Genomic DNA, 26,596 nt, shown 5'->3' with positions numbered 1-26,596 from the left:
CTCCGGGTTTTCATTTGGAGTAGGGACGGGATTCAGAGACCGAGGCCGCCGTCGACAGGCATGATCTGGCCGGTGATGAAGCTGGCGCTCGAAGCGAAGTAGAGGACCGCTGCGGCGATGTCCTGGGGCGTTCCGGTGCGGCGGAGCGGGGTTTTCGTGACCATGCGCCTGGTTTGCTCGGTGGGCTCAGCGTCCATGTCGATCCAGCCCGGGGCGACGGCGTTCACGGCGACCTCGGGTCCGAAGGCCTTTGCCATGCACTTGGTCAGCATGTGCACGGCAGCTTTTGATGAGCAATAGTGCCCGTGATCAGCCCATGGATGTAGTCCGCCGAGGGAGCCCATGTTGATGATGCGGCCGCGCGTCGCGCGCAGGTGCGGGATGGCTTCGCGCGCGAAAAGGAACGGGCCGCGGGTGTTGGTTTCGAAGATCGCGTCCCATTGCTCGAGCGTGATCTGGTCGAGATCGGCTGACTCGAAGATGGCCGCGTTGTTGACAAGGATGTCGAGGCGGCCGTGCTCTGCGACGGTAGAGGCGACGGCGTGGCGGACCGACTGTTGGGAGCGCACGTTGCATTCCAAGGCGAACCCGCGACGGCCAAGCTGCTCGATTGCATCGACGGTCTCAACGGCTTCATCGCCGGAACCGCGGAAGGTGATGGTGACGTCAGCGCCGGCGCCGGCGAGTGCCAGCGCAATGGCTCGGCCGATGCGCTTGGCACCTCCGGTGACGAGAGCGGACTTTCCCAAGAGCGAGTTCGCAGTTCGCAGTTCGTAGTTCATAGTCGTCAGCTTTCAGTTGTCAGTCACGTAAAGGGAACGCGAACGGCTGCGGCTGTGCGCCAAAATCTGTGAACTGCGAACTACGAACTGGGAACTTTTACTGCGGCTTGGAGCTCTCGGCCGGCTTGTCGGCGTCGTCCTTCTTGTCGCCGGCGTGGTCCTTATAAATGGAGTACTGCTCGCCGGGGCGCTTCATGCGGATCTCGATGGCCATCTGATCCTTCTCGATCTTGTAGTCCTGACCGTAGGTCTGGAAGCCCTTGGCGATGATCTGGAGACGAACCGTTTCGCCGATGGGGAGCACGTCGATGGTGGCCTTGCCGTCCTCGTTCGATTTGAGCTCCATGTTCCCGGGATCGTTGAGGGTGTGGAAGATGACGGCGGCGTTCTCGATGGGTTTGCCGTTAGCGTCCTTCAGCACGGTCACTTCGATCTTGGAGGTCGGCGGGGGCGCCTTGTATTTGCGGCCACGCTTGCTGTCCTGGGCAGAGGAGGAGAAGGTTCCGAAAACCAAGCCGAAGACAGCCAGGAGCACGACTGAGGACAGAAAATTACGGCGATGCATGGGAGTTATTGTACCTGTTGTGTTGGACGGCGGGCGAGGCGGACGGGGAGCGGCTGGCCAAGCGATCGGGTGATCAACTGGTCGAGTGATCTGCGATTCGACGGTCAGGCGGCTCCGCTATTCCGTTGCTAGGGGCGGGGCGACGATGTGGCCGCCCAGGGCGCGCAGTTCGTGGGCTGAGATGCCCTGGATAGCCAGCATCGTAGCGATCTGGCCGCCGTGATGATGGTCATGCGAGAGGATACGCCAGAGGGTCCACTGGCGCGATATGGAGTACACCTTGCCGTCGAATCGGTGCGGATAGGTCTGGAAGAGGTCGTCGACGGACCAGGTGGCGAGAGACGCCTGGATGGGCCGCCAGGAGAGCGCAAGCCAGTGGGACAGAACTTCGGGGCTGTCGGAGGGGACAGCGGTTTCGTCCACATGCTGCTCTCCGTCGCCATCCTGCTGCCAGCGCGAGACCTGGGAGCTTACGACCTCGATTTCAGGCGGCTGCATGCGGGCAAGCCAGGTGATGCGGCCCAGAGCAATATGCCGGATCACCTCGCCCAGAGAGCGAAGATGGTGCGCCGGCCGCCAGTCTAGTTGAGCCGGGCTCAATGGGCTAATAGCGTGTTCGAGGCTCTGTTGATAGCCTTCCCATCCTTCAAAGACGGCAGCGAGTTTCAAGAGCGGGACCTCCAAAGTCTTACAGGGTCATGAAAGATGAGTGAATCTCACTCACATTCTCCCAAAGGGGCTTGACAAGAGTCCGCGGGGTTGCCTATGTTAGCAATTGGAAGGCAAGAGTGCTAGCAGACTCCCGGGCTGACTGCTTCTTTCGGGTCGCCTGGCCACGCTGAAGCGTGTTGCGTTCGCAGAGTTCAGCAGTAAATCCCATTTTAAACTCCGCGACCGGGCAGCAGGTAGAGCCGATCGCGTGTGAAGGAGAAGCGAAGCAATGGCAGCAACAGTTACGACCACCTTCACCCCGCTCCACGATCGCATTCTGGTTCGCCGTCTTGAAGAGGGCGAAACCATCCGTGGCGGAATCATCATCCCTGACAGCGCCAAGGAGAAGCCGCAGGAAGGCGAAGTAATCTCCGTGGGCAAGGGCAAGAGCAACGACGAAGGCAAGGTTTTCCCGCTTGATGTGAAGGCGGGGGATCGTGTGCTGTTCGGCAAGTACTCCGGCACCGAAATCAAGATTGACGGCGAAGAGTTCCTGATCATGCGCGAGGAAGAAGTCCTCGGCATCGTCAAGCGCTAGCGCGCTTCGCGCGTTCTCGCAGTGGTCAGTGATCAGTGGTCAGTGGTCAGAAGCATCGCCACCTTGGACCTCGAATCCTGGCCAAAGCTGATTGAGAGATTGAATCACTGATCACTGTTCACTGAACACTGATCACTGTTTTAGGAGAGAGCAATGGCAAAGCAGATTCTGCACGGTGAGGATTCCCGCCAGGCGATTTTGCGCGGCGTGAACACGCTCGCGGATGCCGTGAAGGCAACGCTCGGCCCCAAGGGCCGCAATGTCGTAATTGAGAAGAAGTTTGGCTCGCCCACCATCACCAAGGACGGCGTGACGGTGGCCAAGGAGATCGAGCTGAAGGACGCCCTCGAGAACGTCGGCGCGCAGCTCGTAAAGGAAGTCGCTTCGAAGACCTCGGATGTCGCCGGCGACGGCACCACCACTGCGACGGTTCTGGCTCAGGCCATCTTCCGCGAAGGCGTGAAGACGGTGGCTGCAGGCGCGAACCCGACGGCGCTGAAGCGCGGCATCGACAAGGCTGTGTCCACCATCGTGGGCAGCCGCGACAAGGAAGGCAAGTTCATCAACCACGGCGCGCTCGGCGAGTTGTCGAAGCCGGTTGACGAGGGTTCGGTTGCGCAGGTTGGCACCATCTCGGCCAACGGCGATGCTGAGATCGGCGAGATTATTGCGCACGCGGTGAAGGTTGTGGGCAAGGACGGCGTCATCACCATCGAAGAGTCGAAGACCATGCACACCGGCCTCGAAACCGTGGACGGCATGCAGTTCGACCGCGGCTACCTGAGCCCCTACTTCGTGACCGATGCGGAGCGCCTCGAGGCTGTTCTCGACGATCCGTACATCCTGATCTACGAGAAGAAGATCAGCGCGATGAAGGATCTGCTGCCCCTGCTGGAACAGGTTGCCCGTGGCGGCAAGCCGCTCCTGATTATCGCTGAGGACGTGGAAGGCGAAGCACTCGCTACGCTCGTCGTCAACAAGCTGCGTGGCACGCTGAATGTTGCTGCTGTGAAGGCTCCTGGCTTCGGCGACCGCCGCAAGGCGATCCTCGGCGACATCGCGATCCTCACCGGCGGCAAGGCCATCACTGAGGACCTGGGCATCAAGCTGGAAGGCGTGAAGCTCGAGGACCTGGGCCGTGCGAAGCGCGTGACCATCGACAAGGACAACACGACGATCGTGGACGGCGCCGGCAAGGCTGCCGACATCGACGGCCGCGTGAAGGAAATCCGCTCGCAGATCGAGAAGACCACCTCCGACTACGACAAGGAAAAGCTGCAGGAGCGCCTCGCCAAGCTCGTGGGCGGCGTTGCCATCATCAAGGTTGGAGCTGCAACTGAGACCGAGCTGAAGGAGAAGAAGGCTCGCGTGGAAGATGCACTGCACGCCACCCGTGCGGCTGTCGAGGAAGGCATTGTCCCCGGCGGCGGCGTGGCCCTGGTCCGCACCATCCCGGCTGTGAAGAAGCTTATTGACACCCTCACGGGCGATGAGAAGATCGGTGCACAGATCGTGCTCCGCTCGCTCGAAGAGCCCCTGCGCCAGATCGTCGCAAACGCCGGCGAAGAGGGTGCTGTGGTTGTCGCCAAGGTGCTGGAGTCGAAGGACGCCCACCACGGCTACAACGCGGCCACCGGCCAGTTCGAAGACCTGGTGAAGTCGGGCGTTATCGATCCGACCAAGGTGACCCGCACCGCTCTGCAGAACGCGGCTTCGATCGCCGGACTGCTGCTGACCACCGAAGCTCTGGTGGTTGAGCTGCCCGAGCCGAAGTCGGCTGCTCCGGCCGGCGGCCACGGCGGCGGCATGGACGGCATGTACTAAGCACCTGCGGTGCGGCCAACTGCGCCTTCGGCGCCAAAGCCTCACCCAAACATCAAGGCCCTCAGCTTCGGCTGGGGGCCTTTTGCTATTTGCCTGACGGTTTCACATCGTTCGCGGCTTGCACCATGCGGTCGCGCATAGTGTCGTAGTTGAACACCCCATCGATGAACCCATGCAGAGCCTGTGATTCCGGCCCGTTCTCGTTGCCGGCATCTCTCCTGTATGAGTCGATCGAGAAACGCCTCTCGCCCGGATGCTTCGCCTTGAAAAACGCCTGGTCCGCGTCCTCGCTACCAAGTTCAAGGCGATAATCCAGCTTGTCTTCCTTCGAGTAGACCAGAGCCAGCAGATACGTGTTGTACGGCTTCAACGGCTCAAACGGATAGAGAAACACGGCATACCCGGAGTGGAGCGCGACCTTCTGTATCGGGAAAACATGCAGCTTTGCGAAGTCTGGATCCGCGCTCTTCTTGTGCAGCTCGATCACATGAGCCACCTGCCTGTCGCGGGACGTCTTGTCACCGCTTTCCGCATAAGCTCGCGCCAGAAGAGAGGCCGAACGCCAGTCGTCGGGGTTTGCCTCGGTGAGCGGCTTTAGAAGAGTCAGGGCATAGTCGGTATCCCCCGTCTCAACCGCTGAACCTGCGGTGAGCCCGGTGACAAAGTTGCATAGCCGAGTGCCCGGTGTCAGGGCCGGCAGGAGCTTCTTGCCGGATGCCAGTGTACTTGCCTCGTCGCCCTGTTGAGCCGCTTTGCGAAGCGTATCGAAGAGAGCGCGATTCTCGGGACTCAGGCCGACGAGCGGGTCATCCTGCGCGCTCGTAGCCGCCGAATCGGAGGACGGCGAGGGCTGCTGGCCGAGCAGCGGACAGTCCGCGAACGCTGTGAGAACAACACAAAGGGACACCTGTGCGGCGCGGAACTTCTGCTTCGCTTCCATCATTCTCCTTTGAGGGAATCGGGAGGAGAATGTCACAGCAGGCGCACATTTGCAAGGCGGCACGCACCGATTCGTTATGCGTGTGCACCAGTGCTGAACTTCAAAGGCCCTCAGCTTCAGCTGAGGGCCTTTTTGTTTTGTCGCGAGTCAGGCGGAGCGCGCTACTGCTGGGAACGGGATCGGTGCCGGCAGGGCTGGCGGCTCTGGCCGCAATGAACTGAGCCATCCGGCGGAGAGCCAACTTTTCGGGATAGAGAATTCGCTCCAGCCGCAGTCGAGGCAGACAACAATGTCAGGCGACGGCGACATGGGTGGGTGGCTGAGGGTGCGGGGGCCGTTCCTGTAAAGGCGGATTTCGGCCGGGACGGTAGCAAGGGCTTCAGAATCGCATTTTGGACAACACACAACTACACCTCGGAGTCGTTTGGGGGAGTAAACAACGCCAAACTCTGGGTTTTCCACAAGCTAATCCCAAACCGATCCGGAGTCAATTAAATTATTGAAAGTACGGCGCTGAAACGGATCAGGGCCGTACCCCTTTTGGGTCATTGCGCGAGCTTGTAGACACGGAGCCGGTTGCCGTCCGGATCAAGCGCAACGAAGGTGTACCCGAAGCTCATGCGCGTGGGCTTCTGGGCGACTACAGTTCCCTGCCCGGTCCACTCGGCAAAGCGCTCGTCTACCGCGGCATCGCTGGTTTCCTCGAAGACGAGTTCGCCAGAGCCTGCCGAGATTTCCGCCGGCGGGTCGATCGTTCCGCGCTTCCACAATCCCAGCCTGAAGCCGTTGTCGAGCACGAACATCGAGTAGCCCTCTGAATACTGGACAGGCTTGCGGCCGAGGATGGTCTGGTAGAAGTCGGCGCTACTCTTCGCGTCGGCAACGTAGAGCATGATGAAGTTGGGGGTTGCCATTGGGGAATCTCCTTCGTGTTTCAGATTTCGCCGCTTTCTGCGGCCACACACGAAGGCTAGAGCCGGGGCGTGTCAGATTCTGTCAGCAGTGCGCGTGGATTGCGCTGAGGGATTGCGTTGCGTCTTTTCGAGCGGGATTCCCCGGTTGGCCTGCCATTCCTGGAGCAGGGCGCGACGGCTGCGCGGATACCGCTCGCCAAGCGCGGTGAATTGGCGAATGCGGTCGGTGCGGAAGTGGCGGTAGCCCTGGCGCAGCTCGCACCACGCCGCGAGAATCAGCGCGTGGTCGAACCAGCCGAGAGCGAACGGCCAGACTGTGCGGCTGGTCTCTTCGTCGGCAGTATCCACGTAGCGCATGTCGAGCTTGCTCTCATTGCGGATCGCTTTGCGGATGAGGGCGAGTTCGCGATCGGCCATTGGCTTATCGCGCGACGGGCCGATCATCAAGCCAGAGGAGATCATGTCCTGCCGCAAGTCGGTGGGCAGAATCGATTCCACTTTGGCGCGAAGGTCTTTGGCAGCCTGCTGCAATGCCGGGTCGCCGCGTTGCTCGACCCAGCGCGATCCCAGCACGAGGGCCTCAATCTCCTCCTGCGTGAGCATGAGCGGGGGCAGAAGGAATCCGGGGCGAAGCAGATAGCCCACGCCGGGTGAGCCATCGATCTTTGCGCCTTGCGTGATCAGCGCGGCGATGTCGCGATAGAGCGTGCGCAGACTGACGCCGAGTTCTTCTGCGAGATCCTTGCCGAGCACGGGATAGCGATGCCGGCGGAACGTCTGCAGGAGATGCAGAAGCCGCTCCGCTTTGGCTATCGATTTCACTTGAGGACCACGGAGATGGAGAAGCCGTCGTAGCCGCGCGCGCCGACAGTCGGCATCGCCGTGGTGCTCAGTCGAGGCTCTTTAGCGGCGAGTTCCAGGTAGCGCTGCACGCCGCGGACATGCGGATCATCAGTTTTCGAATTGACGACTTTGCCGTCGCGGACGACGTTGTCGGCGATGATCACAGTGCCGGGGCGCGAGAGCTTCAGCGACCATTCCAGGTACTCAGGCAGGCTCTGCTTGTCGGCATCGAGGAAGATGAGATCGAATGGCTCGGCGCCGGCTGCGAGCAAGGCTCTCAGGCTTTCGATCGCGGGGCCGACACGAATGTCGACGCGTTCCATTACGCCCGCTGCCTCAAGATTTGCGCGCGCGATGTCGGCGTGCTTGGACTCGATTTCGAGACTGATGAGCTGGCCGTCAGGCGGCAGGGCGCGGGCCATCCAGATCGTCGAATAGCCGCCCAGCGTGCCGAGTTCCAGAACGCGGCGCGCGCCCGAGATGCGGATGATCACATCGAGGAATTTGCCGAGAAGCGGAGGCACGTCGATGGATGGGAGGCCTGACGCTTGATTCGCATCGAGGGCCCTCGTGAGCGCCGGATCGTGCGGCGCAAGCAGATTGCCAAGGTAGTCGTCGACTTCAGCCCAGATCTTTTCCAATTCAATCCCCGAGGAATGGAGAGTCTACTTTTCGCGTGCGACTACGAAATCCGGCACCCAGAGGAGTGCGCGCTTAAAGTCCGAATCCGGCATGGATTTCAGCGCCTGCCGAGACTGCTCGGCATAGCGGTCAGCCACGCTCATGGCATACGTCACGGAGCCGTTGCGGATGAGGATGTCTTTGATCTGTTGCCGGCTGACGTTCTCGAAGCTGCGATCGTCGAGCACGCGCTGGATGGCCTGCCGCTCCGCCGCCGTGCCGTGATCAAATGAGTGGATCACCGCAAGGGTCGCCTTGCCTTCGCGCAGGTCGCTGGCCACCGGCTTGCCGAGGACTTCTTCGGTCGCGGTCAGGTCGAGGACGTCATCGACGATCTGGAAAGCCAGGCCTACCGCCCGGCCATAGACGCCTACTGAGGCCTCCTGCTGGTCTGTAGCTCCGGCCAGGACTGCCCCGAGGCGCATGGACGTTGAGAACAGGCAGGCAGTTTTGCGGAAGATGAGATCGTAGTACTCGGCCTCGCTGACGGCTTTGCCCAGCTTCTGGATCTGCAGCAGCTCGCCTTCAACCATCTGCTGCGTGAGACCGATGAGCAGATCGAGTACCTTGAGGTTCTTTTCTTCAAGTGCCACTTTAAAGGCCTGCATGTAAAGCCAGTCGCCTGCAAGGACGCACTTCTCATTACCCCACGTGGTATTGGCGGAAGGGCGGCCGCGGCGCGTGTCGGCGCCGTCAATGATGTCGTCGTGAACCAGCGTAGCCGTGTGGACCATTTCAACCACCGCGCCCAGGCGAATGGCGTTGGGCCCCGAAAAGCCGAGCATGTGCGATGCAAGCAGCAACAGGCTCGGGCGGATCCGCTTGCCTCCGCCCTCGCGGAGATACTCAGCGATCTCCGTGATGGTGCTGACGCTCGACGCGGCGTCGCGGCCCAGTTCCTGCTCGATGGCCACAAGGTCATCCCGGAGCAGGTCGAATACTTCCCTCGCCGTCGCTATCGCCAGTGTGCTCAAATCGTTCCGCTTTCCACGTTTCTCTGGTTCCGGCTTGCTGCAGGGAAGTTGCCGGGAATCAGCCATGCTAATTGGTCCGGTAGTTGGTGAACTGCAGGTCGACGCCCAGGTCCTTGCCTCGCAGAAGCGCAATGATGGCCTGGAGGTCGTCGCGGTCCTTGCCGGATATTCTCACAGTATCGCCCTGAATGCTGGCCTGTACCTTCTTTTTTGAGTCCTTAACCAGCTTCACGATCTCCTTGGCCTTCTCTCCCGGGATGCCCTGCTGGAGCGTGATCTTTTGACGGACACTGGAACCTGCGGCCGGCTCAACCTTGCCGTAGGTCAGGTTCTTGAGCGAGACGCCGCGCTTCACCAGCTTCTGGCCGAGGATCTCCTTCACGGCCTCAAGCTTGTACTCATCCTTTGAGGCAAGCTGAATCTCCTTGTCGGCTTCCTGAAGCTTGATCTCGGAGTGCGAGTCCTTCAGGTCGAATCGCTGGTGAATTTCCTTAAGGGCCTGGTCGATGGCGTTGCGCACTTCCTGAATTTCGACCTTGCTTACGATGTCAAACGAATTGTCCTGAGCCATACCGTACCTCAATGCGCGACGGCCTAAGCTCAGCCGCGCGTGACCTTTATCAGTTTCCCACGCCAGGGGTGTGCTCTGTCACACAAAGTGGGCTTTGGGGACCGCTCAGACCAACTCCATTTCCAGCTTGAACAACCTTGCGAAGTTGGCAGTTGTCGTCGCGGCGATCTCTTCGGCAGTTACGCCCTTCGCCTCTGCCAGCGTCTGGGCCGTATGCGTCACCATCGCTGGCTCGTTACGTTTGCCGCGCATGGGACCCGGCGCGAGCCACGGAGCATCGGTCTCGACGAGCATGCCGTCGAGTGGAACTTTCGCGGCCACGTCGCGCAGGTTCTGCGCCTTGGCATACGTGACGTTGCCGGCGAACGAGATCAGGAAGCCCATGTCGAGCGCGCGCTTCGCCTCGTCCCATCCCGCGCCGAAGCAGTGCATCACGCCACCTAGGCCGGTGTGCCGCCAGTACGTATCGAGGACGAGAAACAGATGGTTCCATGCATCGGTGGTCTCGTTTGTGCCGCGGCAGTGAATCAGGATCGGCCGCTTGCGCGCCGCCGCGACTTCAAGCTGGCGGATCAAGCCCGCGCGCTGCACATCGTGCGCCGCGCCCTCGTGATAGTAGTCCAGGCCGATTTCGCCGCAGGCGATGACTTCAGGCTGAGCCAACAGCCCATCCAGCTTTGCAATGGCCGCGTCGTCGGCGTCTACCGTCGAGTGCGGATAGATGCCTGCGCTCGCGTAAAGCCGCGGCATGCCGGGCTGGCCGTTGAACTCGCGGCAGATATCGAGTGCCTGGTGCATCTCCTGGGGACCTTCGCCAATGCCGATGGAAAGCACCGCGCCCACGCCCGCTTCGGTGCAACGGCGCAGCATTTCGGCGCGATCGTCGGTGTAACGCGGACTGTCGAGGTGTGCGTGCGAATCGATGAGCAAGTTCGAAATTCCCTCGGTAAGAATTGACGAGCCTTCGAGTTCATTTTACGGAACAAGGCGAGCGCTTATCAGACCTCTGCCCGGAACGTGCTGCCGAGTTCCTCACCAAGTCCGAAGTAATGGCGAAAGTTGTAAATGAGAGGCTGCCATTTGGCAGGATCTATATAGTGGCCGTTAACGACAAAATCCCGGCGTACGTGAACTCGAAGAATCTCGATCTCGACCGATGCCGCGCCACCCAGTTTTTGAATCCGCGACTCTCCCGAGAGCTCATGGATGGAACGCGTGACGGCTTCGAGTTGCACCGGGCACTCCCGCACCCGCGGTGCTGAAACTACCTCGCTGGGCATCGTGGTAAATGAGGCCGCGGCGAACTTGTCCCTTTCAAAACGGAATTTCTCACGCTTGTCTTCGGGGACGGGATTTCGGCCTGTCAGGGGAGCGAGCGCCTCCACCTGCCGCCACATGTCAGGCGATGGCAGATTCACAACGCATTCCGGCTGAGCCTTCAGGTTCTGAAGAGTCTTGGTGTCGGAGAGAAGCCCCAAGGTCATGGTCCAGCCGAGGGCCCAGAAGGACGAGATCGGAGCAAGGTTCGGTGTACCGTCTTCGTTCAGCGAACTGATGAGTGCGACCGGATTTCCGAAGTAAAGAATCTTCGGCGCGATTGTCTCGAAGTCCGAATGCTCAAATGAATGGGACATGTCCTTGGGATGACCGCGAGGTCGTAGCGGATGTTTTTATCCGCCTGTGACTTTGCCCTGACCGGCGCTCAGCCCCAAATGTTCGCAGGCGGTTTCCAGGATCCATCCGCCGTTCCATACGGGCTCGCCACTACGACCGTGTATCCATCCGGATCGCGCATCCAGCACTCCCAGTGGTTGGGGCCGCCATCGCCCTCGCTGGCCGGCGGATTGCGGTGCTTCGGCATCACGATCGTGACGTTCATCTCGGCGGCGCGCTCCATCACGGCATCGAAGTCGTCTACCTCGAACCACAGCAGCACGCCGTTGCCATAGGGCTTGTCGTCGGGATCGGCGATCCGCCCGTGGTGGTGCTCCACCTCAAAGCTGTGCAGTTGCATCACGAGCTCGCCGTGATGGACAAGCTGGTCATAGGCACTGCCGCCATGAGCACTGCGGCATCCGAGCAGGCGCTGGTACCACCGGCTGCTCGCTTCGACATCGGAGACGGTAATCAGAGGTTGGGGACGCATAATGCCTTCCATCGTATCGCGACGAGTCAGTTCGAGATGAGCACTCCCTCTTCCACTGCGCGTTTGGCCGGATAGGCCTTGTGGAAGAAGTAGAACAGCAGCGCCAGGATCGCGAACACCAGCATGCTGGCTTCGGTTCCGCGCGGACCTCCAGTGAGCCAAGCGGGGCCGTGGAACTCCACGTTCAGCAGATGGCCCGGCAGCGGCTTCCCCGCGTTACCGGTGTTCGGTTCGGCGAAGACGACCATGTCGGTGTAGTCGGACGCCGCGTGAAATCCGATGGCGAACCACAACGTTCCCGTCCGGCGCAACGTCAGGCACCAGAACATTCCATACAATGCCACCGATAGCGGATCGATCCAGCCTTCGTTCGGCTTGAAAATCAGGTGCATCAGGCCGAACACACTGGACAGAATGGCCGCGGCCGGCCAGAAACCGATCGCTCGGGACAGAGTCTGCTGCGCGTAGCCGCGGAACGTGAATTCCTCTGCGAACCCGACACCCAGAAATGCGAGCGCCCATAAAGCGGCATATTTGATCAGCTCAGCCGGAGCCAACGCCAGCCCGTGGAACGAGCACGCACCCGCTAGCCAGATGGGGATCACAATGATGATCGAGGGCACAATACCCCACACAACTCCCTGCGCGAAAAGGCGCGTCGATCCGGGCGACGTACTCAGGCCATGGGAGGAGAACGGCGTCCGATCGATGCGGCACATCACCCGCGTCAGCAGCGCAACGGCCGCGAAGTTGAGCCACTCGTTGCTGGTCATGCCGAGCCAGGTCATGTCCCAGGCGGGAAAATGAATCTTCGGCAGCACGTAATCGAGGATCGGCCCCAGTAGATAATTCAGCGCGACGAAGATGGCAAACAGCCAGCCCGGCCGGATGCCGCGCTCGCCGAAAAATGCGGTTCGCAAACGCCGCGCGTTCTTCTCACCAGTCATGGCCTCACGTTAGCAATATCCCTCAATCGCGGCCAATGAAATTCGTCGAAACGGGCGCGCCAATCCGATAGAGTTATCTGCAACGGCCCTTCTGTTCCCCGGGACTGGGAGCCCGTGCACAGTCTGTTGTCGCCCGCTTGAAAATTCCAACGTGCTAACCTCAACCCCATGCTGACCGTCACTGCACGCCCCAGATCCCCGCGCCTGCTGCCGTTCATCAAATCGTTTCATTATCACGAGGCCAACCTGCCCATGGGCCTCGAACGCATTGTGCCCAACGGCCAGGCTCACCTGATGGTCAATCTTGCCGAAGACGAGTTCCGCACCTACGATCGCGCAAATCCAGCCCTCAAGATTCGCCATTCCGGTGCGGTGCTCGCCGGCCCTCACGCGCAGTCCCTCATCCTCGATACGCGGCAGATGCACTGGCTTGCCGCGGTCCAGTTTCGCCCCGGCGGCGCAGGCCATTTTCTCGCATCTCCCGCCAGCGAGGCATGCAACCATGTAGTGAATCTGGATGCGATTTGGATCGCAACCTCAATGCGCGAGCAACTGCTCGACGCACCCACTCCGCAGGCACGTTTCGATGTATTGGAGAACCTGCTTCTGCGACACCTTGACGACTCCTTCGATCCCGCTATTGCCTGGGCCATCGGTGCACTCGAGCGTGGCATGCGCGTTGCTAAGGTAGCTGCGCGGCTTGGCATGTTGCCGCGGAAATTCGAGCGACGCTTTACCAATAGAGTGGGCCTCACGCCCAAGCGCTACGCCCGCGTACGCCGCCTCCAGGGTGTCCTGAAATCGATCCGCACCAGCGCGCCGCCCGACTGGAGCATGTTGGCAGCCAAGCATGGCTATCACGACCAGTCGCATCTGGTGCACGATTTTCGCGAGCTTGCCGATATCACTCCATCGGGCTACAAACCTCATTCCGCGGCGCGCAACAATCACATCCCGATCGTCGCGCAGTGACGCTTTTTTACAATACAGGCCGCTGGTCGCTGGCCTATTCTTTGGCTGGAGCACGAATCGTCCCCCTAGGACTGGCAGATGAACTTCAATCGTTCCGTCCCAACTGACACGGTGCTGCCGCACGTCGCCTACCACGACGTGGAAGAGGCGCTCGCGTGGCTGAGCCGCGCCTTTGGTTTCGTGGAGCACTACCGTTACGGCGATCCCGTGAGCGGCGCCCAAGTGCGCGCAGGCAACGCGTTCCTGATGGTCAAGCGCGCAGGCCTCGAGACTTCCCTGCCCGACCAGCTCGGCTACGGAACGCAAAGCCTGACCATTTTCATCGACGATGTGGAAGCGCATTGCGAGCGAGCCAGGACCGCGGGTGCGCGCATTCTGGAAGAGCCGCACGAGACGGTGTATGGCGAGTTCCAATACGCAGCACGCGATCTCGCCGGGCATCACTGGCTGTTCTCGCGGCACGCTCACGATTTGTATCCCGCGCAATGGGGAGCGGACGTAGCCAATCCAGTCACGGCCCCAGCGCACGTTGCGCCCATGCTTTCTGTGAGGCGAGGCAAGGCTGCTGTCGAATTCTATATGGATGCATTCGGCGCGCAGGTGCTATTCCAAATAGAGGCTCCCGACGGCGCTGTGGTCGCGGAGTTAGGAGTGGGGCAGTCGCGCTTCTGGGTCGCGGATGAGTCGCCGGAGCACAAGAACTTCAGTCCGGAGACACTGGGCGGCGGAACCGTGCGCATGGTGCTGACGGTGCACGATCCGGACAGCGCCTTTCAGCGCGCGATCGACACCGGCGCTGCGGTCGTGCATCCTGTTACGGACCAGGATTACGGCTGGCGCGTGGGCCGCCTCGTTGATCCGTTCGGACATCATTGGGAAATTGGAAAGCCGCTGTAACTGCGAGACACTATGAAGAGAGCGCCTCTACCGATAATCGTTATTTCCGTGTTGATCATGCTGTCTGGTGCGTTTGGTCTCTACGGCGCGTGGCTCAACTTCATGGCGCATCCAGATAGCCACAGGGATGCGTTTCTCGCCGCGGCCGTGAATGTACTGGGCCTTGTCGCCGGCTTCTTCGTGCTGCGCGGCCGCAACTGGGCGCGCTGGCTGGCCGTTGCCTGGATGGCCTTTCACGTTGCCATCAGCTTCGGGCATCCACCGCAAGAGTTGATTGTGCACTCGACCCTGCTCGTGCTGTTCGCTTACGGGTTGTTCCGCGCCGACGCGCGTTCGTGGTTCGGGCCCACGCAGGGCGGCTTCTAAGGGTTTACAAATCACCCTCGGCCAGACTCTGGTAATACCATACACTTGCTCTTCACTGCCGATAAGCTATCTGGCTCGTTACGCCACTGAGCGCAGTCTGACTGTGCAGAGATCCTCTGCGGGACTGAATAGCGGAGGCACTCCATGCGAGCTCTGGCTCAGGACGGCAGGAGAACGCATGAAGCAAGGGATTTATGTCAGCAATGTTGAGACCTTCCTTCCCGAGAATGCTTTCATCTATTCGCAAACCGATTTGAAGGGCAGGATCACGCACGTTAATGGGGTCTTTGCCGAGATCAGTGGCTACGCGGTGGAAGAGATGCTGGGCAAGCCGCACAACCTGGTGCGGCATCCCGATATGCCGGCCGAGGCTTTCGCGGACTTATGGAGATCTCTGAAAGCGAACCGGCCCTGGCAGGGAGTGGTGAAGAATCGGCGGAAGGACGGCGGATTCTACTGGGTGGTGGCCAACATCTCTCCGGTGCGGGAAAACGGCCGGGTCGTAGGATTCCAATCGCTGCGGGGAAAGCCCACGCGGGAGCAGATTCAGGCGGCTGCCGACGCTTACCGGCGCCTTCGCGAGGGTGACCGAACACTGCGCATCGAAGAAGGACGCGTGGTGCGGGTGCGTCCCGAGTGGGTCGAGCGAATCGCGCAGCCAGGAAGGCAGATGGGCATTGCGCTCGCGTTGACGCTGCTTTCTTCCTGCGCAGGCATTGCCCTGAGTTTTACCGCGCACAAGGGCTGGCTGAGCATTGCCGCGGCCATTGTGTTCGGCTTGTCAGGCGTTGCTGCGGGGTTGGGTGGCGCCTACACGCTGCCGAAGCTCAGGCGGAGGTTGGCGGGAATTGAGTCGCAGCTCGACCACATTCTTTCGACGGGCGATTTGACGCGTACCGGTGCGATGGGAATGGCAGACGAGCCGATTTCGCGCAAGCTCACTCTGTTGCTCACATGGGTACAGTCAACGTTCCAGTGCATTCAGGATGCCGTGGGCCCGGTTGAGACGGGAACGCAGCGCATCCTCGACTCCATTCTGAAAATCCAGAGCGCGGCGGAATCGCAGAACAAGTCCACGTCAAGTGTGGCGGCGGCTACGGCAGAGCTCGAGCTCACCATTCGCGAAGTGTCGGAACACCTGCAGACCACCGAGAGTGCTGTCGTTGATTCGGGCTCAAGGGCGACAGAGGGCGCTGGATTGTCAGAGCAGGCTGTAACGCGAATCGGTGATCTGAGTAATGCGATCAAGGATGCGGCGCGCGACGTGGAAGCGCTAAGCGCCAGTTCGGCGGAAGTGGGCGAAGTGGCGCGACTGATTCGCGAGATCACCGAGCAGACGAATCTTCTGGCGTTGAATGCGTCCATCGAAGCTGCGCGTGCCGGGCAGGCAGGACGTGGATTTGCCGTCGTCGCAAACGAGGTGCGCAGCCTTGCCGATCGCACGCGCGCTGCCACCGGCCGGATTGACGAGCTTCTCAGCACGATCAAGGGTGACAGCGATCGCGCCATCACCGGAATGCACGCGGGAACGAGCAAGGTCGACGATGGCGTGTCGCTGGTGCGGGAGGCCCACACTACGCTGGTCGGCATTGACGGCCTCATGAGCGGCGCGGTCAAGCGGGTATCGGAGATTGCAAGTGCATCGTCACAGCAGACCATTGCGATGAATGAAATCAGCAGCAACATCCATCAGGTGGCCGCGATGACGGAGCAGAATGTAGGCGCGGTGCACACGGCTACGGATCTCATTGCGGGTCTGTCGCCGATGGTGGACCGCGTTAAGAAATCGGTGGCGCAATATACGGTGTGACGACGGCGTTCATGGCTTGCGCATGAGGAACGCAATTCCGTCCACTTTGTAGATCACCTTGCCATCACCGGCCGGTTCGGACGCCACCTGGCCGGCTCGCACTTTGTCGTATGCGGCCGCAAGTTGCGTCAGAACAGCAGGCGAAGCGACCGGAACATTGTGCGCACCGAGGACGATCTTCACCTGCGGTGCGAGCGCAGCGAGCCTGTGCACGGACTTGCCGTAAGCAACGAGATCAGTCTCGGGCCGATAAATCCAGATGGCGCCAGGGTAATAAGTATCGCCGGTAAACAGCAGGCCATTCGCGCGATCGAAGAGCGTGATTGAATCGGGCGTGTGACCGGGCGCAGCGATGACTTCTATCGTCCGACCGCCCAGATCGATCCGCTCGCCATCGTGGATATACTTCGCGATCTTCCAGGGTTTGGTTGCATACTTGCTGCGATCGAATCCGACTGGAAAAGTGCCGCAGACTTCGCCAGGTGCAATCTCGGCCTGCGCATCCTCGCGCGAGCCACGCGCGTTCTGCCGCGTGAAATCGGTATCCATTCCATAGACAGTGTCGAACTGCCAGTTATCGCCAACGTGATCGTTATGCGTGTGGGAGTTGAGCACGACTATAGGCAGATGCGTGAGCTGCGCGGTGAGCGACTTCAAATCGCCGACGCCCATCCCTGTGTCAAACATGAGCGCGCGCTTCTGCCCGAGGATGAGATAGCCGATGGTCTCTTCGGACTGATGCGGCTCGTAGATGGCAAGCACGTCCCGCGCGACTCTGTAAACCTCGAACCACGAGTCGTGCACCGGTACGCGCTCGATTGCTTTGTACTCTGGCCGCGGCAGCGCTTTACACCATGCGGGCGTGTCGGCCTGGGCAATCACCCAATGCGAAGTTGACGCTACGATAATCGCAGCAAAGATCGTCGAAACAATTCGCATGCATGCCCTTCGTTCATTCAGTAGCCTATGCAGAGTAGGCTTGCACCTGATCACCAGCCGCTCATCACCGCTTCACAGCGTCCCCGATGAACTTCTCCAGATCCGCGCGCAACTGATGCAGAGCGTCCACGTTGAGATAGATCATGTGACCCGAAGGATAGTAGCTGTACTGCACATTACCTCGCAGTTCCTCAGGAAGCTGCATGTGATTCAGGTCGAACTCGGTGAGAAAGAACGGCGTGGCCAGGTCGAAGTAGCCGTTGGCCGAGAAGACCTTCAGGTGCGGATTCTTGCGGATGGCGCTGGCCAGGTCGGCCGCCACGTAGGGTTGCGACTGCTCGCCGCCGGGACCGCCGAAGCCGCCGCCGCTGGTGGGTCGATGCTTCCAGTCCCACTGGCCGATCGAGCCTGCGCTGGGACGGTACGCATCGGTCGAGTCGTACTTCAGTTCCGTCTCCAGATAATTATGAAGCGCCGCAACGAATGCGCCGCTGATGCCTGTGTCGGAGGCATCGTAGCTGGGATTCTCGCCGGCCGCATCCACGTCCTCGCCCTCGAAGCGCATGTCATAGCGGCCGAGTGTGAGGCGCTGATCGCGCAGCACTTCCTTACGGAAGCGCGTGGGCGAGATGCGAAGGTTCGTTTCCTTCACATACTGCTCGCTGAGACCCGTGAATCGACTCACTTCTTTCGAAACGGAATCCAATTCCGCAGCCGAAAGCCTGTCGCCCTGGAACAGCGCATGCGCGTACGGCCCGCTGGCGAAGTCGCGCGCCTGCTGCACCCAAGCGGCCAGGTCGGCGGGCTTGTTCTGCACCTTGTTGAAGTACCACGCCGCTGCCGCATAACTCGGCAGGTTGCCGATGTAAATGGTGTCGTAACCTCCGGCGCGCACGTTGTAGTTGAGGATCGATGAGATCAGCACTACTCCGTTGAGTTGCACGCCATCGTTACCCAGCATGTCAGCCAAAGCGGCCGAACGGGTAGTACCATACGATTCACCAATGAGAAACTTCGGCGAATTCCATCTCTGGTTCACACTGATCCAGCGAATGATGAAGCGGTCGAAGGCGCGCAGGTCCTGGTCTACGCCGGTGAAGTCCTTCGGCTGCCCCTTGCCCACCGCGCGCGAGTAGCCGGTGAGAGGCGCATCGACGAAGACGAGATCGGTCTTGTCGAGCAGCGAATCCTGATTGGGCGCAAGGGTGAACGGCGGACCGGCAGTTGCCTTGGGGCTGTCGGTCTGGATGCGCACCGGCGAGAACGAACCCATATGGAGCCACAGGGTAGCCGAGCCTGGTCCTCCGTTATAGAGAAAGCTCACCGGCCGGGAGCCGGCCTGCGCACCGTCGAGGGTGTAAGCAACATAAAACATGCTGCCGTAAGGCTTGTCTTCTTCGTCGCGGATGAGCAACGTGCCGGCGGTCGCTGTGTAACGCAACGACTTGCCGCCGAGCGTGGAATCGTGATGCGTTACGGATGTCCGTTCCGGCGGAATGGGCGCATTCTCATTGCTCTTCTGGTCGGCGCCCTGGCTGCTCTGCTCACGCGCCTGCCGCGCCGGCTCAGGATTGCGCACATTCGATTCTTGTGGGTTCGGGCTTTGTTGCTCCCGGTTGCGCTCCTGCGCGGCCACACTTTCAATAGCGAATAAAGTTGCAGTCGCTACAACAGCGACGCACACGCCGAGCCTGACTGCCTTCATGAACCAGGGCCCTCCCAAATCCAATCGAATCTCCGAACGGTGCAGACGAATCCATTGTAACGAGAGGTTGAGCGCTCGCCGTCGGATGAACCATCGCCTGGGCATGCGCGTATCTGAACACGGGTGTTCGAAAATGAACAGCGGCGCTGCCGCGTGGGCAATCTTTGAGTCCACTTCGTATCATGGATTAGCCGGTATGCAAGATTATGGATTCGGCACATAACGTGCACATCAAATCTGCGTCAGATTCCCCGGAGGGTCCCCCGCGTTTTGAAACAATTTGGCACTTTCACGCTCGATACGCTCAACGAGTGCCTGTGGCGCGCGGGCGTCCGCATTGCGCTGCCGCCAAAGCCATTCGCTGTGCTGCGTTATCTTGTGGAGCATGCTGGCCGGCTCGTCAGCCATGATGAGCTGCTGGATGCGCTGTGGCCTGAAACCTACGTGCAGCCCCAGGTGTTGCGCACGTATATGCTCGATCTCCGCAGAGTCTTGGAGGACGATGCGCGTAATCCGCGTTTCATCCAGTCATTGCCCAAGCGCGGCTACTGTTTCATAGCGAACATAACGGAAGGCGTGGCCAGTTCCGCAGGCGCAGCGACACCGCTCGCTGTGACAACACCACCAGCGCCCAATATCGTTGGCCGCGATTCAGAGTTGGCTTGCCTGCAAGCCACCATGCAGCAGGCGGCGAGCGGTGCACGGCAGATCGTCTTTATCACAGGCGAAAGCGGAATCGGCAAGAGCGCGCTGATTGATGCCTTCCGCGGAATCGTGGAAGCGGCGCAAGTGGCAACAGCTGCGTTCGGTCAATGCGTTCCAGGGTTCGCAGGCAAGCAGGACTACTACCCGCTGGCCGATGCCTTTCGCTGCGGCTCCGAGTCGGCGCCGGATTCTGCGATCCGCCGGGTTCTGCGCAAGCAGGCCGCAGGTTCTGCAGCCCCAGATATTGAAGCGGATCTGGGCGCATCCCCTGTACCGGGCGAGTTGTGCGCTGCCCTTGAAGATATGGCGATGGACAGGCCACTGCTGCTGATTCTGGAAGACCTGGAATGGTCTGACGATTCAACGCTTGCAGTGCTGTCGGCGCTGGCGCGCAGGCGGGGGCCAGCGAAGCTGATGATCGTGGTTACCGTTTCACCGCGTACCGGCTCCAAGGCCGAGGCGCTTACGCGCCTTATGCATGATCTGTGTCTTCGGCGCCTGTGTACGCACCTCAGTTTGGGCCGGCTTTCAAAATCGTCCGTGGCCAAAGTGCTACGCGCGCGGCTCGGGCAGGAAGAATTGCCCGAAGGTCTGCATGAGTTTGTTCACTTGCAGTCGGAAGGCAATCCACGATTTGTGTTCGCGATCTTGGAGCATCTCATCTCAGAGAAGCTCCTCACACGCACTGACAACGGCGATGACACGCGATGGGAGTTGCGCCCTCTGGAGCAGGATGCGGCAACACCCGGCGAACTGGCGCGCATGATCGAGCTTGAGATCGAACATCTCTCCGAAGAAGAGCAACAACTGCTCGAGGCCGCGAGTCTGGCAACTGTCGCATTCCCGGCGTGGATGGTCGCAGCCGCGCTGGGAAAAGATGTTGCCACTGCCGAAGAAGCATGCGATGCACTTGTAAGGCGCGTGTCGTTTGTGAAGCGGGCAGGCGAGGACGAACTGCCGGATGGCACGCGGTCAAGTTTCTATGTCTTCGCGCATGCGATGTTTCGCGAAGTGCTTTACCAGCGGCAGTCGGCCGCACGCCGCGCAGCACGTCATGCGCGTGTGGCGGATCGCCTTCGAGCCATCTTCTACGGACGTGATGAACTTATCGCGCGCGAGGCTGCGGCACATTATGAAGCCGCGGGTGACTGGTCGAACGCGATGGCGATGCTACGGATTGCCGCGCAGCGTGCGCTCGAAATGAAGGCTTTCAGCGAGGCCGCGGACCTGCATCAGCAAATCGCACGACTCAGCAACTACACAACGCGCAATGGCCTGCTCCCAGCGTCAAAGGACGTTTACGATGAGCTGATGTGGTCGCATGATTCGCACGACATTGACGCTGCTCGTATCTCGCGTTCTACATCTGCTAAAGCTTGACGGTTTCTCCACGGACCTTTGACGCATTTGTTTTTGCGGACCGCTAATGTGCTTTCCATGGAGGACACACGGATGCGGTCCACAATGTTGAAATGGTTTCTGGTCCCGGCGGTTGCCGCGATCGCAGCGCTCGCCAGCCAAACAGCCAATGCAGAGAAGGTGAACGTCCCCTTCAATTTCTCAGCAAACGGCCAGTCATTCCCCGCAGGCGCCTATGACGTGCAACAGGGCATCAACGGTAGCTTCGTTACCCTGCAGCAGCACGACGGCACGAAGCACCTGGTAAGCGTGCTTGAGCCTGGCGTCAAGGATCCTTCAGACTCCCGCATAGTGCTGCGCTTCGATGTGAATGGCGAGGACTACATCCTCGACACCATTCAGATTCATGCGAAGACCACCGCGCACATGACCAAGTCTCATAAGCATCACAAGGACCAGGAGCGCGTCATTACAGGCGAGTAAAGCGTGGGATGGAATCTCCACGTTTTCTTGACGCCTTCTTGACGCATCACAGGAACCGCAATCGCTAACTTCGTTTTAGAGAATTGTGACGGGCAATGCACCACGAACGGTTCTCGATCCTTCCGCATCCGCCGGCACTTACTCTCCGGCCGGAGCAAACGAGATGCCTGAGCGGCGCAGACGCTGCTAGGCAGAGGCTGAGCATCAACGCAAGGCTAAGCTGAGCGTTGAACTCACTCCAGCCCGGAGCTACACCTGAGCGTAGCTCCGGGTTCTTTTTAACTGGCTGGTGGCACGCATTCATACCCGGCGCTGATACTTTCTTCCCAGAGACATGCCGGTAAAAACGAAGAGGCTTCTCCGCCACGGAAGAAGCCTCTTTGCTTTTGGCGCGACGCCCCTTCACGACGCATTATTGCGGATGCTGCTTCTCTTCCTGCTTCTTCTGCTGCTCAGTCTTGTGCTGCTGTTCTGGTCTGGCCTTGTTCTCCTGCTGCGGCCGCGGCTGATTTGCGTGCGGCTGCTCCGCGTGCGGATTAGCGGGGTGCGCCTGTGGAGTCTCGGGCCTATTCTGCTGCGGCCGGTTCGGCTCCACGGGATGCTGCGCTCCCAGGTGCTGCGGCTGTGAAGTTGGATGGGACTGCTCGAGACGCTGCGCCTGCGCCGCAGGACGGGCCGGCTCAGCCGCCCTGATTTGCGGACGCTGCTCAGGTATGGGCGCACGGTTTATCTGCTGCGCTGCCTGATGCCCCTGCACGGGCTGATTCCGGTTAGGCTCTGCCTGGTGCTGCTGTTGTACACGCTGCTGTTCCTGAGCATGCTGCTGTTGTTGTTGCTGGGCGCGCTGCAGTTGCATTCGCTGGGCTTGTTCCTGCTGCGCATGCTGCTGTTGCTGCCCTCGCTGTTGTTGTTCCTGCTGTGCGCGCTGCTGTTGCTGCGCTCGCTGTTGTTGTTCCTGCTGCGTACGCTGCTGTTGCTGTTGCTGCGCTCGCTGTTGTTGTTCCTGCTGTGCGCGATGCTGTTGTATGGGTTGTTGCGCCTGATAATGCACCGGGGCCGGTGGCTTCACATCGCGGTCCGCCTGAACAGGATGCGAGACGGCCACCATCTGCGGGCGGTTGTTGTTGTAACTCGCGAAGTTCTGGCGATCGCGTTGTGCCTGCTGCACGATTTGCATCTGCGTCGACATGGGAGGATTGTGCTGCTCGCGCATTGCCGCGATCTCTGGTGCGCGCGGCCGAGCCTGGATGCCGCCGTTTCCGCCGTTGTAGCTGACCCGCGTGGTGTTCTCGTTGATGTTTGTGACTCTGTACTCGTACACGTTCTTCACCACGGTGGTGTTCACGTTGTTCACGGCGCGGTTGTAGGCGAAGTCGTTTCCGTGCCAATAGCCGCCTTCATAGCCGTAGCCGTTGTAGCCATGGCCATAAGGGATGTCGCCGTAGTAGCCGACGTGCCGTCCCCAATATCCGCGATGCCACCCGTAACGGCCGCTGTTAAAGCCCCACCAGCCTGGCGTCCACAGCGCGCCCGTGTACGGCGCCAGCACCCATGCTCCGGGAGCCCAGTAATAGCCCTGCGAGTTATCCCACTGCCATGACCCGGGAGTCCAGATATATCCCTCGCCGGGGCACGGCGGCTGCTGATAGGCGGGAAGCGGCGGCGGAGGCTGCTGAGAATACGCAACCGGCGTCTCATAGTCGCTGTAGTTGTTATTGTCGTAACTATCGTAGTTGCCGCCGGAAGAATACTGATCGGGATATTGATCGGGTTGGGTTGCGTCGCTTGCGTACTCACCGCTCGCGGATCGCGATCGCGGGGTCGGCGCTCGACGTGAGATGTAGGCCGGCTGCTGATCATTCGGCGCGCTATACGCGCCGCTCGGTGCCGCCGTGTTGTCGCTTGCGTTCGATACGGGCGCTACATTTGCATTGGCCGGATCCTGATTGGTGCTCTGGTCTGTCGCAGTGTTCTGATCGGCACTATTCGGATTCTGGCTCTGATTCTGATTACTCTTACATCCGCCGGCCGCGACTAAAAATGCCAGCAGCGCGGATGCGAAAACGAGTTTGGGGAAGCCTTTCATCCGCATCACCTCATAAGCGTGGTTGGATGCGGCTCTAAGAGAAGGTTTTGTTTCTAGGTAAGAACCTGCGCAAGCACCCTGCAATCAGCCGAATGCAGCTACTTCTTCGGGGCTGGATGTGAGCCCGGCGGTACAGATCGGCCCTGCGCATTGGCTGGAGGCGTGGTTGTGGGGCGCCGCTCCGCTTTGGCTCTGAATGGATCGCAGAGTTGTGAATCCTGACCGCGCGACATGCCCTGCGGCACGTTCTGAGCCGCGCAGAGCTTAGGCTTGAGTTCCTCGCCTTCCTTGCGCGTCATCACGGCAGTCTGCTCCACACCGTTGAACGGATTGACACCGAAGCGATAAACGTAATCGTCCGGCGACTTCTGTTTGCCGTAATCGTAGTGAAGCCACGTTGCGAGATACTGCTGGCCATCAGGCTGCGCCAGCACCGCATACATCTGGGTGAGATCAACGCCCGCGGGCGCGGTGCCCCACACCGGAACCGTTTGCCCGCCGCGAATCCATCGCGCCGCGATGATGTGCTGCGCGTAGTCGTAGTGGAACGCGGTGAAGTACGTCGTCACGGCGCAATCCCGGCAATCGTCATACAACGCAGCCAACTCGCGCGGCGAACCCTCGCGGAGTTCAAGCCAGTCGACCCAGCGCAGATTCACGCCTTTCAGCAGAGGAGTCTTCAGCTTGGTAGTGAGGTTCACGCTCCAAAGCTGGAACGTATCCGAAGAAGGCAACGCGTCAGGGGCGCTGCGTTCTGTAGTCACAACCAGAGCAGCATCGTAGAGCACACCGATCTCGCGGATCGCAGTCCACTTCTCGCTGGAGAGCGCACGCGTGACCCACACAATCACAGACTGATCTGCGTCAGAGCGGAAGTCGACCCAGTGAAATGCCGGATCGCCCTGCGCTTGCGCCAGCCGCGGCGCCGCAAAGGCGCAGGCCATCAGCGCAAACAAGAACAGCCTGAGGGAGAAGCTGCGCATGCATTCAGAGTAAATCAGGTCACGTCGCTAGCATCGGGCGCAATGGGCGCCGGAGTTTACTCCCTCAACACCGCCCGGCCGTTCCAATCCCTAATGCCTGATCCCTGTCTCTCACAGCTTGTCCCAGATTGCATCGATGCGCGCCTTCGTCTCGCGGTCCATTTCGATCATCGCGGGCCATGGACGCTCGAAGCCCTCAGCCTTCCACTTGCGCGTCGCGTCGATGCCCATCTTAGAACCGTAGTTCGGCAACCGGCTCGCGTGATCAAGCGAGTCCACCGGCCCAAGCGTGAATTGAATATCGCGCTCGGGATCGATGTTGTTCGCAACGCGTAGCACGACTTCACCCACGTCCTGCACGTCGCAGTCTTCATCCACCACCACGATGCACTTGGTGAACATCGCCTGCCCCAGCGACCAGATCGCGTTCATCACCTTGCGCGCCTGGCCGGGGTAGCTCTTCTTGATAGACACGAGCATGAGATTGTGGAAGACGCCTTCCACCGGCAAATGCACATCCACAATTTCCGGAATCGTCATCTTCATCGCCGGAAGAAAGATGCGCTCCACGGCCTTGCCCATCCACGCGTCTTCCATCGGCGGCTTGCCCACAATGGTCGCGGAATAGATCGGATCCTTGCGATGCGTGATGCACGTCAGATGGAAGACCGGATACAAGTCCTCCATCGTATAGAAGCCGGTGTGATCGCCGAACGGGCCCTCGGTGCGCAGCTCGCCCAGTTCCACATAGCCCTCGAGCACGATCTCGGCATGCGCCGGCACTTCGAGATCGACGGTCTCGCACTTCACAATCTCTACCGGCTTGCCGCGCAGGAAGCCGGCAATCATGAGCTCCTCAACTTCTGGAGGCGCCGGAACAATCGCCGAGAACGTCGTTGCCGGATCAGTGCCAATGGCAACGGCAATCTCCATGCGCGATCCCTTCAGGTTGCCGAACGCCACCTGCGGCAATCCACCCACCGGCCCGTCAGAAACGGTCACTGCGCCACCCGCCGTCTCTGCCATTGCAGCCACACGCGCCGACGCCTCGTCGGCAGTAGCCGCCCCTGCAGCGGCGTTGCGCAGCGCTTCACGATAGTGCTCAGCGGCCACCTTCTGCCGCTGCCAGTGCATGCCGGTGGTCTGCCCATCATAGACCTGCATGCGATACATGCCGATGTTGCGCTTGCCTGTGTTGGGATTCCGTGTATGCACGCAGGGCAGCGTGATGAAGGGCCCGCCATCGTGCGGCCAGCACTTCAGAATCGGAAACTGCCGCAGGTCGAAGTTGTCGCGCCCGCCGTTGTCCTTGCCTTTCAAAACCACTTCCTTGCACTTGGCATCGCGCGCGCTCACCGTCTTGGGAAACACATTCCCCAGCTCCGCCAATTGCGGCAGCATCTTCAGCTTGTCCAGGAATCCGCCCGAAGGCGGCTTCATATTCATCAGGCCGCTGATGCGCTCGGCAATCTCATCCAGCTTGTTGACGCCCAGCGACATCGCCATGCGGCGCTCGCTGCCGAACTGGTTGATGAACACCTTGTGCCCCGGATGCCCTTTGATGTTCTCAAACAGCAGTGCCGGGCCGCCTGCAGTTCCACCGGGGCCGCCCCTCTTGGTGATCCGATCGGTGATCTCCGTGATCTCCAGTTCCGGAGACACCTCTGCCGTGATGCGCTTTAATTCGCCGTTCTTCTCTAGAGTTCTGATCCAGTCGCGCAGATCGTCGTAAGCCAATCGAGTCCACTCCCCTACCCCTCATACTAAGCCGTCACAATCGAAGGCATCTCTTCCGACTATGTGCTTGTAGGCACTTTGCGCGCCAAACTTGCCGCGGGCCAAAATGAATGGCCTC

Annotated in this window: 26 protein-coding genes; 8 read left to right on the top strand and 18 right to left on the bottom strand. The window is 60.4% G+C overall.

Features of this window, described 5'->3' with window-relative positions; all coding sequences use genetic code 11:
• Nucleotides 1-32 precede the first annotated feature (32 nt).
• The 3 genes from MOP44_RS16420 to MOP44_RS16410 all read right to left on the bottom strand — a co-directional run bounded on the left by MOP44_RS16420 (nucleotide 33) and on the right by MOP44_RS16410 (nucleotide 2,016).
• Complete coding sequence (locus MOP44_RS16420; protein WP_260791259.1) at nucleotides 33-782, bottom strand: SDR family NAD(P)-dependent oxidoreductase; 750 nt, start codon at nucleotides 780-782, stop codon at nucleotides 33-35.
• A gap of 97 nt (nucleotides 783-879) precedes the next feature.
• Nucleotides 880-1,347, bottom strand: coding sequence for a carboxypeptidase-like regulatory domain-containing protein (locus MOP44_RS16415; RefSeq protein ID WP_260791258.1), 468 nt, complete (start codon nucleotides 1,345-1,347; stop codon nucleotides 880-882).
• 117 nt (nucleotides 1,348-1,464) lie between these two features.
• Nucleotides 1,465-2,016: a DinB family protein gene (locus tag MOP44_RS16410; protein WP_260791257.1), complete on the bottom strand. Its 552-nt coding sequence runs from the start codon at nucleotides 2,014-2,016 to the stop codon at nucleotides 1,465-1,467.
• A 271-nt stretch (nucleotides 2,017-2,287) separates the two neighbouring features.
• Here MOP44_RS16410 and MOP44_RS16405 point away from each other — a divergent pair, with 271 nt between their 5' ends.
• Nucleotides 2,288-2,596 (top strand): co-chaperone GroES, encoded by a 309-nt coding sequence (locus MOP44_RS16405; RefSeq protein WP_260791256.1) that lies wholly within the window; start codon nucleotides 2,288-2,290, stop codon nucleotides 2,594-2,596.
• A gap of 153 nt (nucleotides 2,597-2,749) precedes the next feature.
• A complete protein-coding gene (gene groL, locus MOP44_RS16400; RefSeq protein ID WP_260791255.1) occupies nucleotides 2,750-4,420 on the top strand; it encodes a chaperonin GroEL in 1,671 nt (556 codons plus the stop codon).
• A gap of 85 nt (nucleotides 4,421-4,505) precedes the next feature.
• Here the strand turns inward: groL and MOP44_RS16395 are convergent, their stop codons facing one another.
• The 10 genes from MOP44_RS16395 to MOP44_RS16350 form a co-directional block, all read right to left on the bottom strand.
• A complete protein-coding gene (locus tag MOP44_RS16395) occupies nucleotides 4,506-5,363 on the bottom strand; it encodes a hypothetical protein (RefSeq protein WP_260791254.1) in 858 nt (285 codons plus the stop codon).
• A gap of 542 nt (nucleotides 5,364-5,905) precedes the next feature.
• On the bottom strand, nucleotides 5,906-6,274 hold the full coding sequence (locus tag MOP44_RS16390) for a VOC family protein (RefSeq protein WP_260791253.1): 369 nt from the start codon (nucleotides 6,272-6,274) through the stop codon (nucleotides 5,906-5,908).
• A gap of 72 nt (nucleotides 6,275-6,346) precedes the next feature.
• The gene (locus tag MOP44_RS16385) at nucleotides 6,347-7,096 is read right to left on the bottom strand and encodes a helix-turn-helix transcriptional regulator (protein ID WP_260791252.1); all 750 of its coding nucleotides are present in this window, start codon (nucleotides 7,094-7,096) and stop codon (nucleotides 6,347-6,349) included.
• Entirely contained in the window at nucleotides 7,093-7,758 is a 666-nt protein-coding gene (locus MOP44_RS16380; protein WP_260791251.1) for an O-methyltransferase, read from the bottom strand. The genes MOP44_RS16385 and MOP44_RS16380 overlap by 4 nt, the downstream gene beginning before the upstream one ends.
• A 24-nt stretch (nucleotides 7,759-7,782) precedes the next feature.
• Entirely contained in the window at nucleotides 7,783-8,772 is a 990-nt protein-coding gene (locus MOP44_RS16375) for a polyprenyl synthetase family protein (RefSeq protein WP_260791250.1), read from the bottom strand.
• Between the two features lie 67 nt (nucleotides 8,773-8,839).
• A complete protein-coding gene (locus tag MOP44_RS16370; RefSeq protein WP_260791249.1) occupies nucleotides 8,840-9,343 on the bottom strand; it encodes a YajQ family cyclic di-GMP-binding protein in 504 nt (167 codons plus the stop codon).
• A gap of 105 nt (nucleotides 9,344-9,448) precedes the next feature.
• Nucleotides 9,449-10,273, bottom strand: a complete 825-nt coding sequence (locus MOP44_RS16365; RefSeq protein WP_260791248.1) for a TatD family hydrolase — start codon at nucleotides 10,271-10,273, stop codon at nucleotides 9,449-9,451.
• A 68-nt stretch (nucleotides 10,274-10,341) separates the two neighbouring features.
• Nucleotides 10,342-10,977: a flavin reductase family protein gene (locus MOP44_RS16360; RefSeq protein WP_260791247.1), complete on the bottom strand. Its 636-nt coding sequence runs from the start codon at nucleotides 10,975-10,977 to the stop codon at nucleotides 10,342-10,344.
• Nucleotides 10,978-11,045: 68 nt separating this feature from the next.
• Nucleotides 11,046-11,489 (bottom strand): VOC family protein, encoded by a 444-nt coding sequence (locus MOP44_RS16355; protein ID WP_260791246.1) that lies wholly within the window; start codon nucleotides 11,487-11,489, stop codon nucleotides 11,046-11,048.
• A gap of 26 nt (nucleotides 11,490-11,515) precedes the next feature.
• Nucleotides 11,516-12,436: a CPBP family intramembrane glutamic endopeptidase gene (locus MOP44_RS16350; protein WP_260791244.1), complete on the bottom strand. Its 921-nt coding sequence runs from the start codon at nucleotides 12,434-12,436 to the stop codon at nucleotides 11,516-11,518.
• A gap of 168 nt (nucleotides 12,437-12,604) precedes the next feature.
• On the opposite strand from MOP44_RS16350, the gene MOP44_RS16345 reads away from it, so the two are divergent.
• From MOP44_RS16345 to MOP44_RS16330, 4 genes are all read left to right on the top strand, one after another.
• Nucleotides 12,605-13,408, top strand: coding sequence for a helix-turn-helix transcriptional regulator (locus MOP44_RS16345; RefSeq protein ID WP_260791242.1), 804 nt, complete (start codon nucleotides 12,605-12,607; stop codon nucleotides 13,406-13,408).
• A gap of 78 nt (nucleotides 13,409-13,486) precedes the next feature.
• A complete protein-coding gene (locus tag MOP44_RS16340; RefSeq protein WP_260791240.1) occupies nucleotides 13,487-14,305 on the top strand; it encodes a VOC family protein in 819 nt (272 codons plus the stop codon).
• Nucleotides 14,306-14,356: 51 nt separating this feature from the next.
• On the top strand, nucleotides 14,357-14,671 hold the full coding sequence (locus MOP44_RS16335; protein ID WP_260791238.1) for a hypothetical protein: 315 nt from the start codon (nucleotides 14,357-14,359) through the stop codon (nucleotides 14,669-14,671).
• Between the two features lie 178 nt (nucleotides 14,672-14,849).
• A complete protein-coding gene (locus MOP44_RS16330) occupies nucleotides 14,850-16,481 on the top strand; it encodes a methyl-accepting chemotaxis protein (RefSeq protein WP_260791236.1) in 1,632 nt (543 codons plus the stop codon).
• Nucleotides 16,482-16,490: 9 nt separating this feature from the next.
• Here the strand turns inward: MOP44_RS16330 and MOP44_RS16325 are convergent, their stop codons facing one another.
• Together MOP44_RS16325 and MOP44_RS16320 are read right to left on the bottom strand one after the other, a co-directional pair.
• A complete protein-coding gene (locus MOP44_RS16325; protein WP_260791234.1) occupies nucleotides 16,491-17,420 on the bottom strand; it encodes an MBL fold metallo-hydrolase in 930 nt (309 codons plus the stop codon).
• 64 nt (nucleotides 17,421-17,484) lie between these two features.
• Nucleotides 17,485-19,125: a S10 family peptidase gene (locus MOP44_RS16320; protein ID WP_260791232.1), complete on the bottom strand. Its 1,641-nt coding sequence runs from the start codon at nucleotides 19,123-19,125 to the stop codon at nucleotides 17,485-17,487.
• 270 nt (nucleotides 19,126-19,395) lie between these two features.
• On the opposite strand from MOP44_RS16320, the gene MOP44_RS16315 reads away from it, so the two are divergent.
• Together MOP44_RS16315 and MOP44_RS16310 are read left to right on the top strand one after the other, a co-directional pair.
• The gene (locus MOP44_RS16315; protein WP_260791230.1) at nucleotides 19,396-21,210 is read left to right on the top strand and encodes an AAA family ATPase; all 1,815 of its coding nucleotides are present in this window, start codon (nucleotides 19,396-19,398) and stop codon (nucleotides 21,208-21,210) included.
• Between the two features lie 72 nt (nucleotides 21,211-21,282).
• A complete protein-coding gene (locus MOP44_RS16310; RefSeq protein WP_260791228.1) occupies nucleotides 21,283-21,672 on the top strand; it encodes a hypothetical protein in 390 nt (129 codons plus the stop codon).
• Nucleotides 21,673-22,084: 412 nt separating this feature from the next.
• Here MOP44_RS16310 and MOP44_RS16305 read toward each other — a convergent pair whose 3' ends face one another.
• From MOP44_RS16305 to MOP44_RS16295, 3 genes are all read right to left on the bottom strand, one after another.
• The gene (locus MOP44_RS16305; RefSeq protein ID WP_260791227.1) at nucleotides 22,085-23,758 is read right to left on the bottom strand and encodes a YXWGXW repeat-containing protein; all 1,674 of its coding nucleotides are present in this window, start codon (nucleotides 23,756-23,758) and stop codon (nucleotides 22,085-22,087) included.
• Nucleotides 23,759-23,856: 98 nt separating this feature from the next.
• Nucleotides 23,857-24,741: a hypothetical protein gene (locus tag MOP44_RS16300; protein WP_260791225.1), complete on the bottom strand. Its 885-nt coding sequence runs from the start codon at nucleotides 24,739-24,741 to the stop codon at nucleotides 23,857-23,859.
• A gap of 111 nt (nucleotides 24,742-24,852) precedes the next feature.
• A complete protein-coding gene (locus MOP44_RS16295; RefSeq protein WP_260791223.1) occupies nucleotides 24,853-26,478 on the bottom strand; it encodes a UbiD family decarboxylase in 1,626 nt (541 codons plus the stop codon).
• Nucleotides 26,479-26,596: the final 118 nt, after the last annotated feature.

Source organism: Occallatibacter riparius, assembly GCF_025264625.1.
Lineage (GTDB): Bacteria > Acidobacteriota > Terriglobia > Terriglobales > Acidobacteriaceae > Telmatobacter > Telmatobacter riparius.
Note: the sequence above shows the minus strand (reverse complement) of the source record. Positions and strands in the feature narration are given on the sequence as shown.

Coding starts and splice junctions, on each gene's coding strand:
- MOP44_RS16420 (WP_260791259.1), bottom strand. CDS start 782: ATGAACTACGAACTGCGAACTGCGAACTCGCTCTTGGGAAAGTCCGCT.
- MOP44_RS16415 (WP_260791258.1), bottom strand. CDS start 1,347: ATGCATCGCCGTAATTTTCTGTCCTCAGTCGTGCTCCTGGCTGTCTTC.
- MOP44_RS16405 (WP_260791256.1), top strand. CDS start 2,288: ATGGCAGCAACAGTTACGACCACCTTCACCCCGCTCCACGATCGCATT.
- groL (WP_260791255.1), top strand. CDS start 2,750: ATGGCAAAGCAGATTCTGCACGGTGAGGATTCCCGCCAGGCGATTTTG.
- MOP44_RS16395 (WP_260791254.1), bottom strand. CDS start 5,363: ATGATGGAAGCGAAGCAGAAGTTCCGCGCCGCACAGGTGTCCCTTTGT.
- MOP44_RS16390 (WP_260791253.1), bottom strand. CDS start 6,274: ATGGCAACCCCCAACTTCATCATGCTCTACGTTGCCGACGCGAAGAGT.
- MOP44_RS16370 (WP_260791249.1), bottom strand. CDS start 9,343: ATGGCTCAGGACAATTCGTTTGACATCGTAAGCAAGGTCGAAATTCAG.
- MOP44_RS16360 (WP_260791247.1), bottom strand. CDS start 10,977: ATGTCCCATTCATTTGAGCATTCGGACTTCGAGACAATCGCGCCGAAG.
- MOP44_RS16355 (WP_260791246.1), bottom strand. CDS start 11,489: ATGCGTCCCCAACCTCTGATTACCGTCTCCGATGTCGAAGCGAGCAGC.
- MOP44_RS16350 (WP_260791244.1), bottom strand. CDS start 12,436: ATGACTGGTGAGAAGAACGCGCGGCGTTTGCGAACCGCATTTTTCGGC.
- MOP44_RS16345 (WP_260791242.1), top strand. CDS start 12,605: ATGCTGACCGTCACTGCACGCCCCAGATCCCCGCGCCTGCTGCCGTTC.
- MOP44_RS16340 (WP_260791240.1), top strand. CDS start 13,487: ATGAACTTCAATCGTTCCGTCCCAACTGACACGGTGCTGCCGCACGTC.
- MOP44_RS16330 (WP_260791236.1), top strand. CDS start 14,850: ATGAAGCAAGGGATTTATGTCAGCAATGTTGAGACCTTCCTTCCCGAG.
- MOP44_RS16325 (WP_260791234.1), bottom strand. CDS start 17,420: ATGCGAATTGTTTCGACGATCTTTGCTGCGATTATCGTAGCGTCAACT.
- MOP44_RS16320 (WP_260791232.1), bottom strand. CDS start 19,125: ATGAAGGCAGTCAGGCTCGGCGTGTGCGTCGCTGTTGTAGCGACTGCA.
- MOP44_RS16310 (WP_260791228.1), top strand. CDS start 21,283: ATGCGGTCCACAATGTTGAAATGGTTTCTGGTCCCGGCGGTTGCCGCG.
- MOP44_RS16305 (WP_260791227.1), bottom strand. CDS start 23,758: ATGAAAGGCTTCCCCAAACTCGTTTTCGCATCCGCGCTGCTGGCATTT.
- MOP44_RS16300 (WP_260791225.1), bottom strand. CDS start 24,741: ATGCGCAGCTTCTCCCTCAGGCTGTTCTTGTTTGCGCTGATGGCCTGC.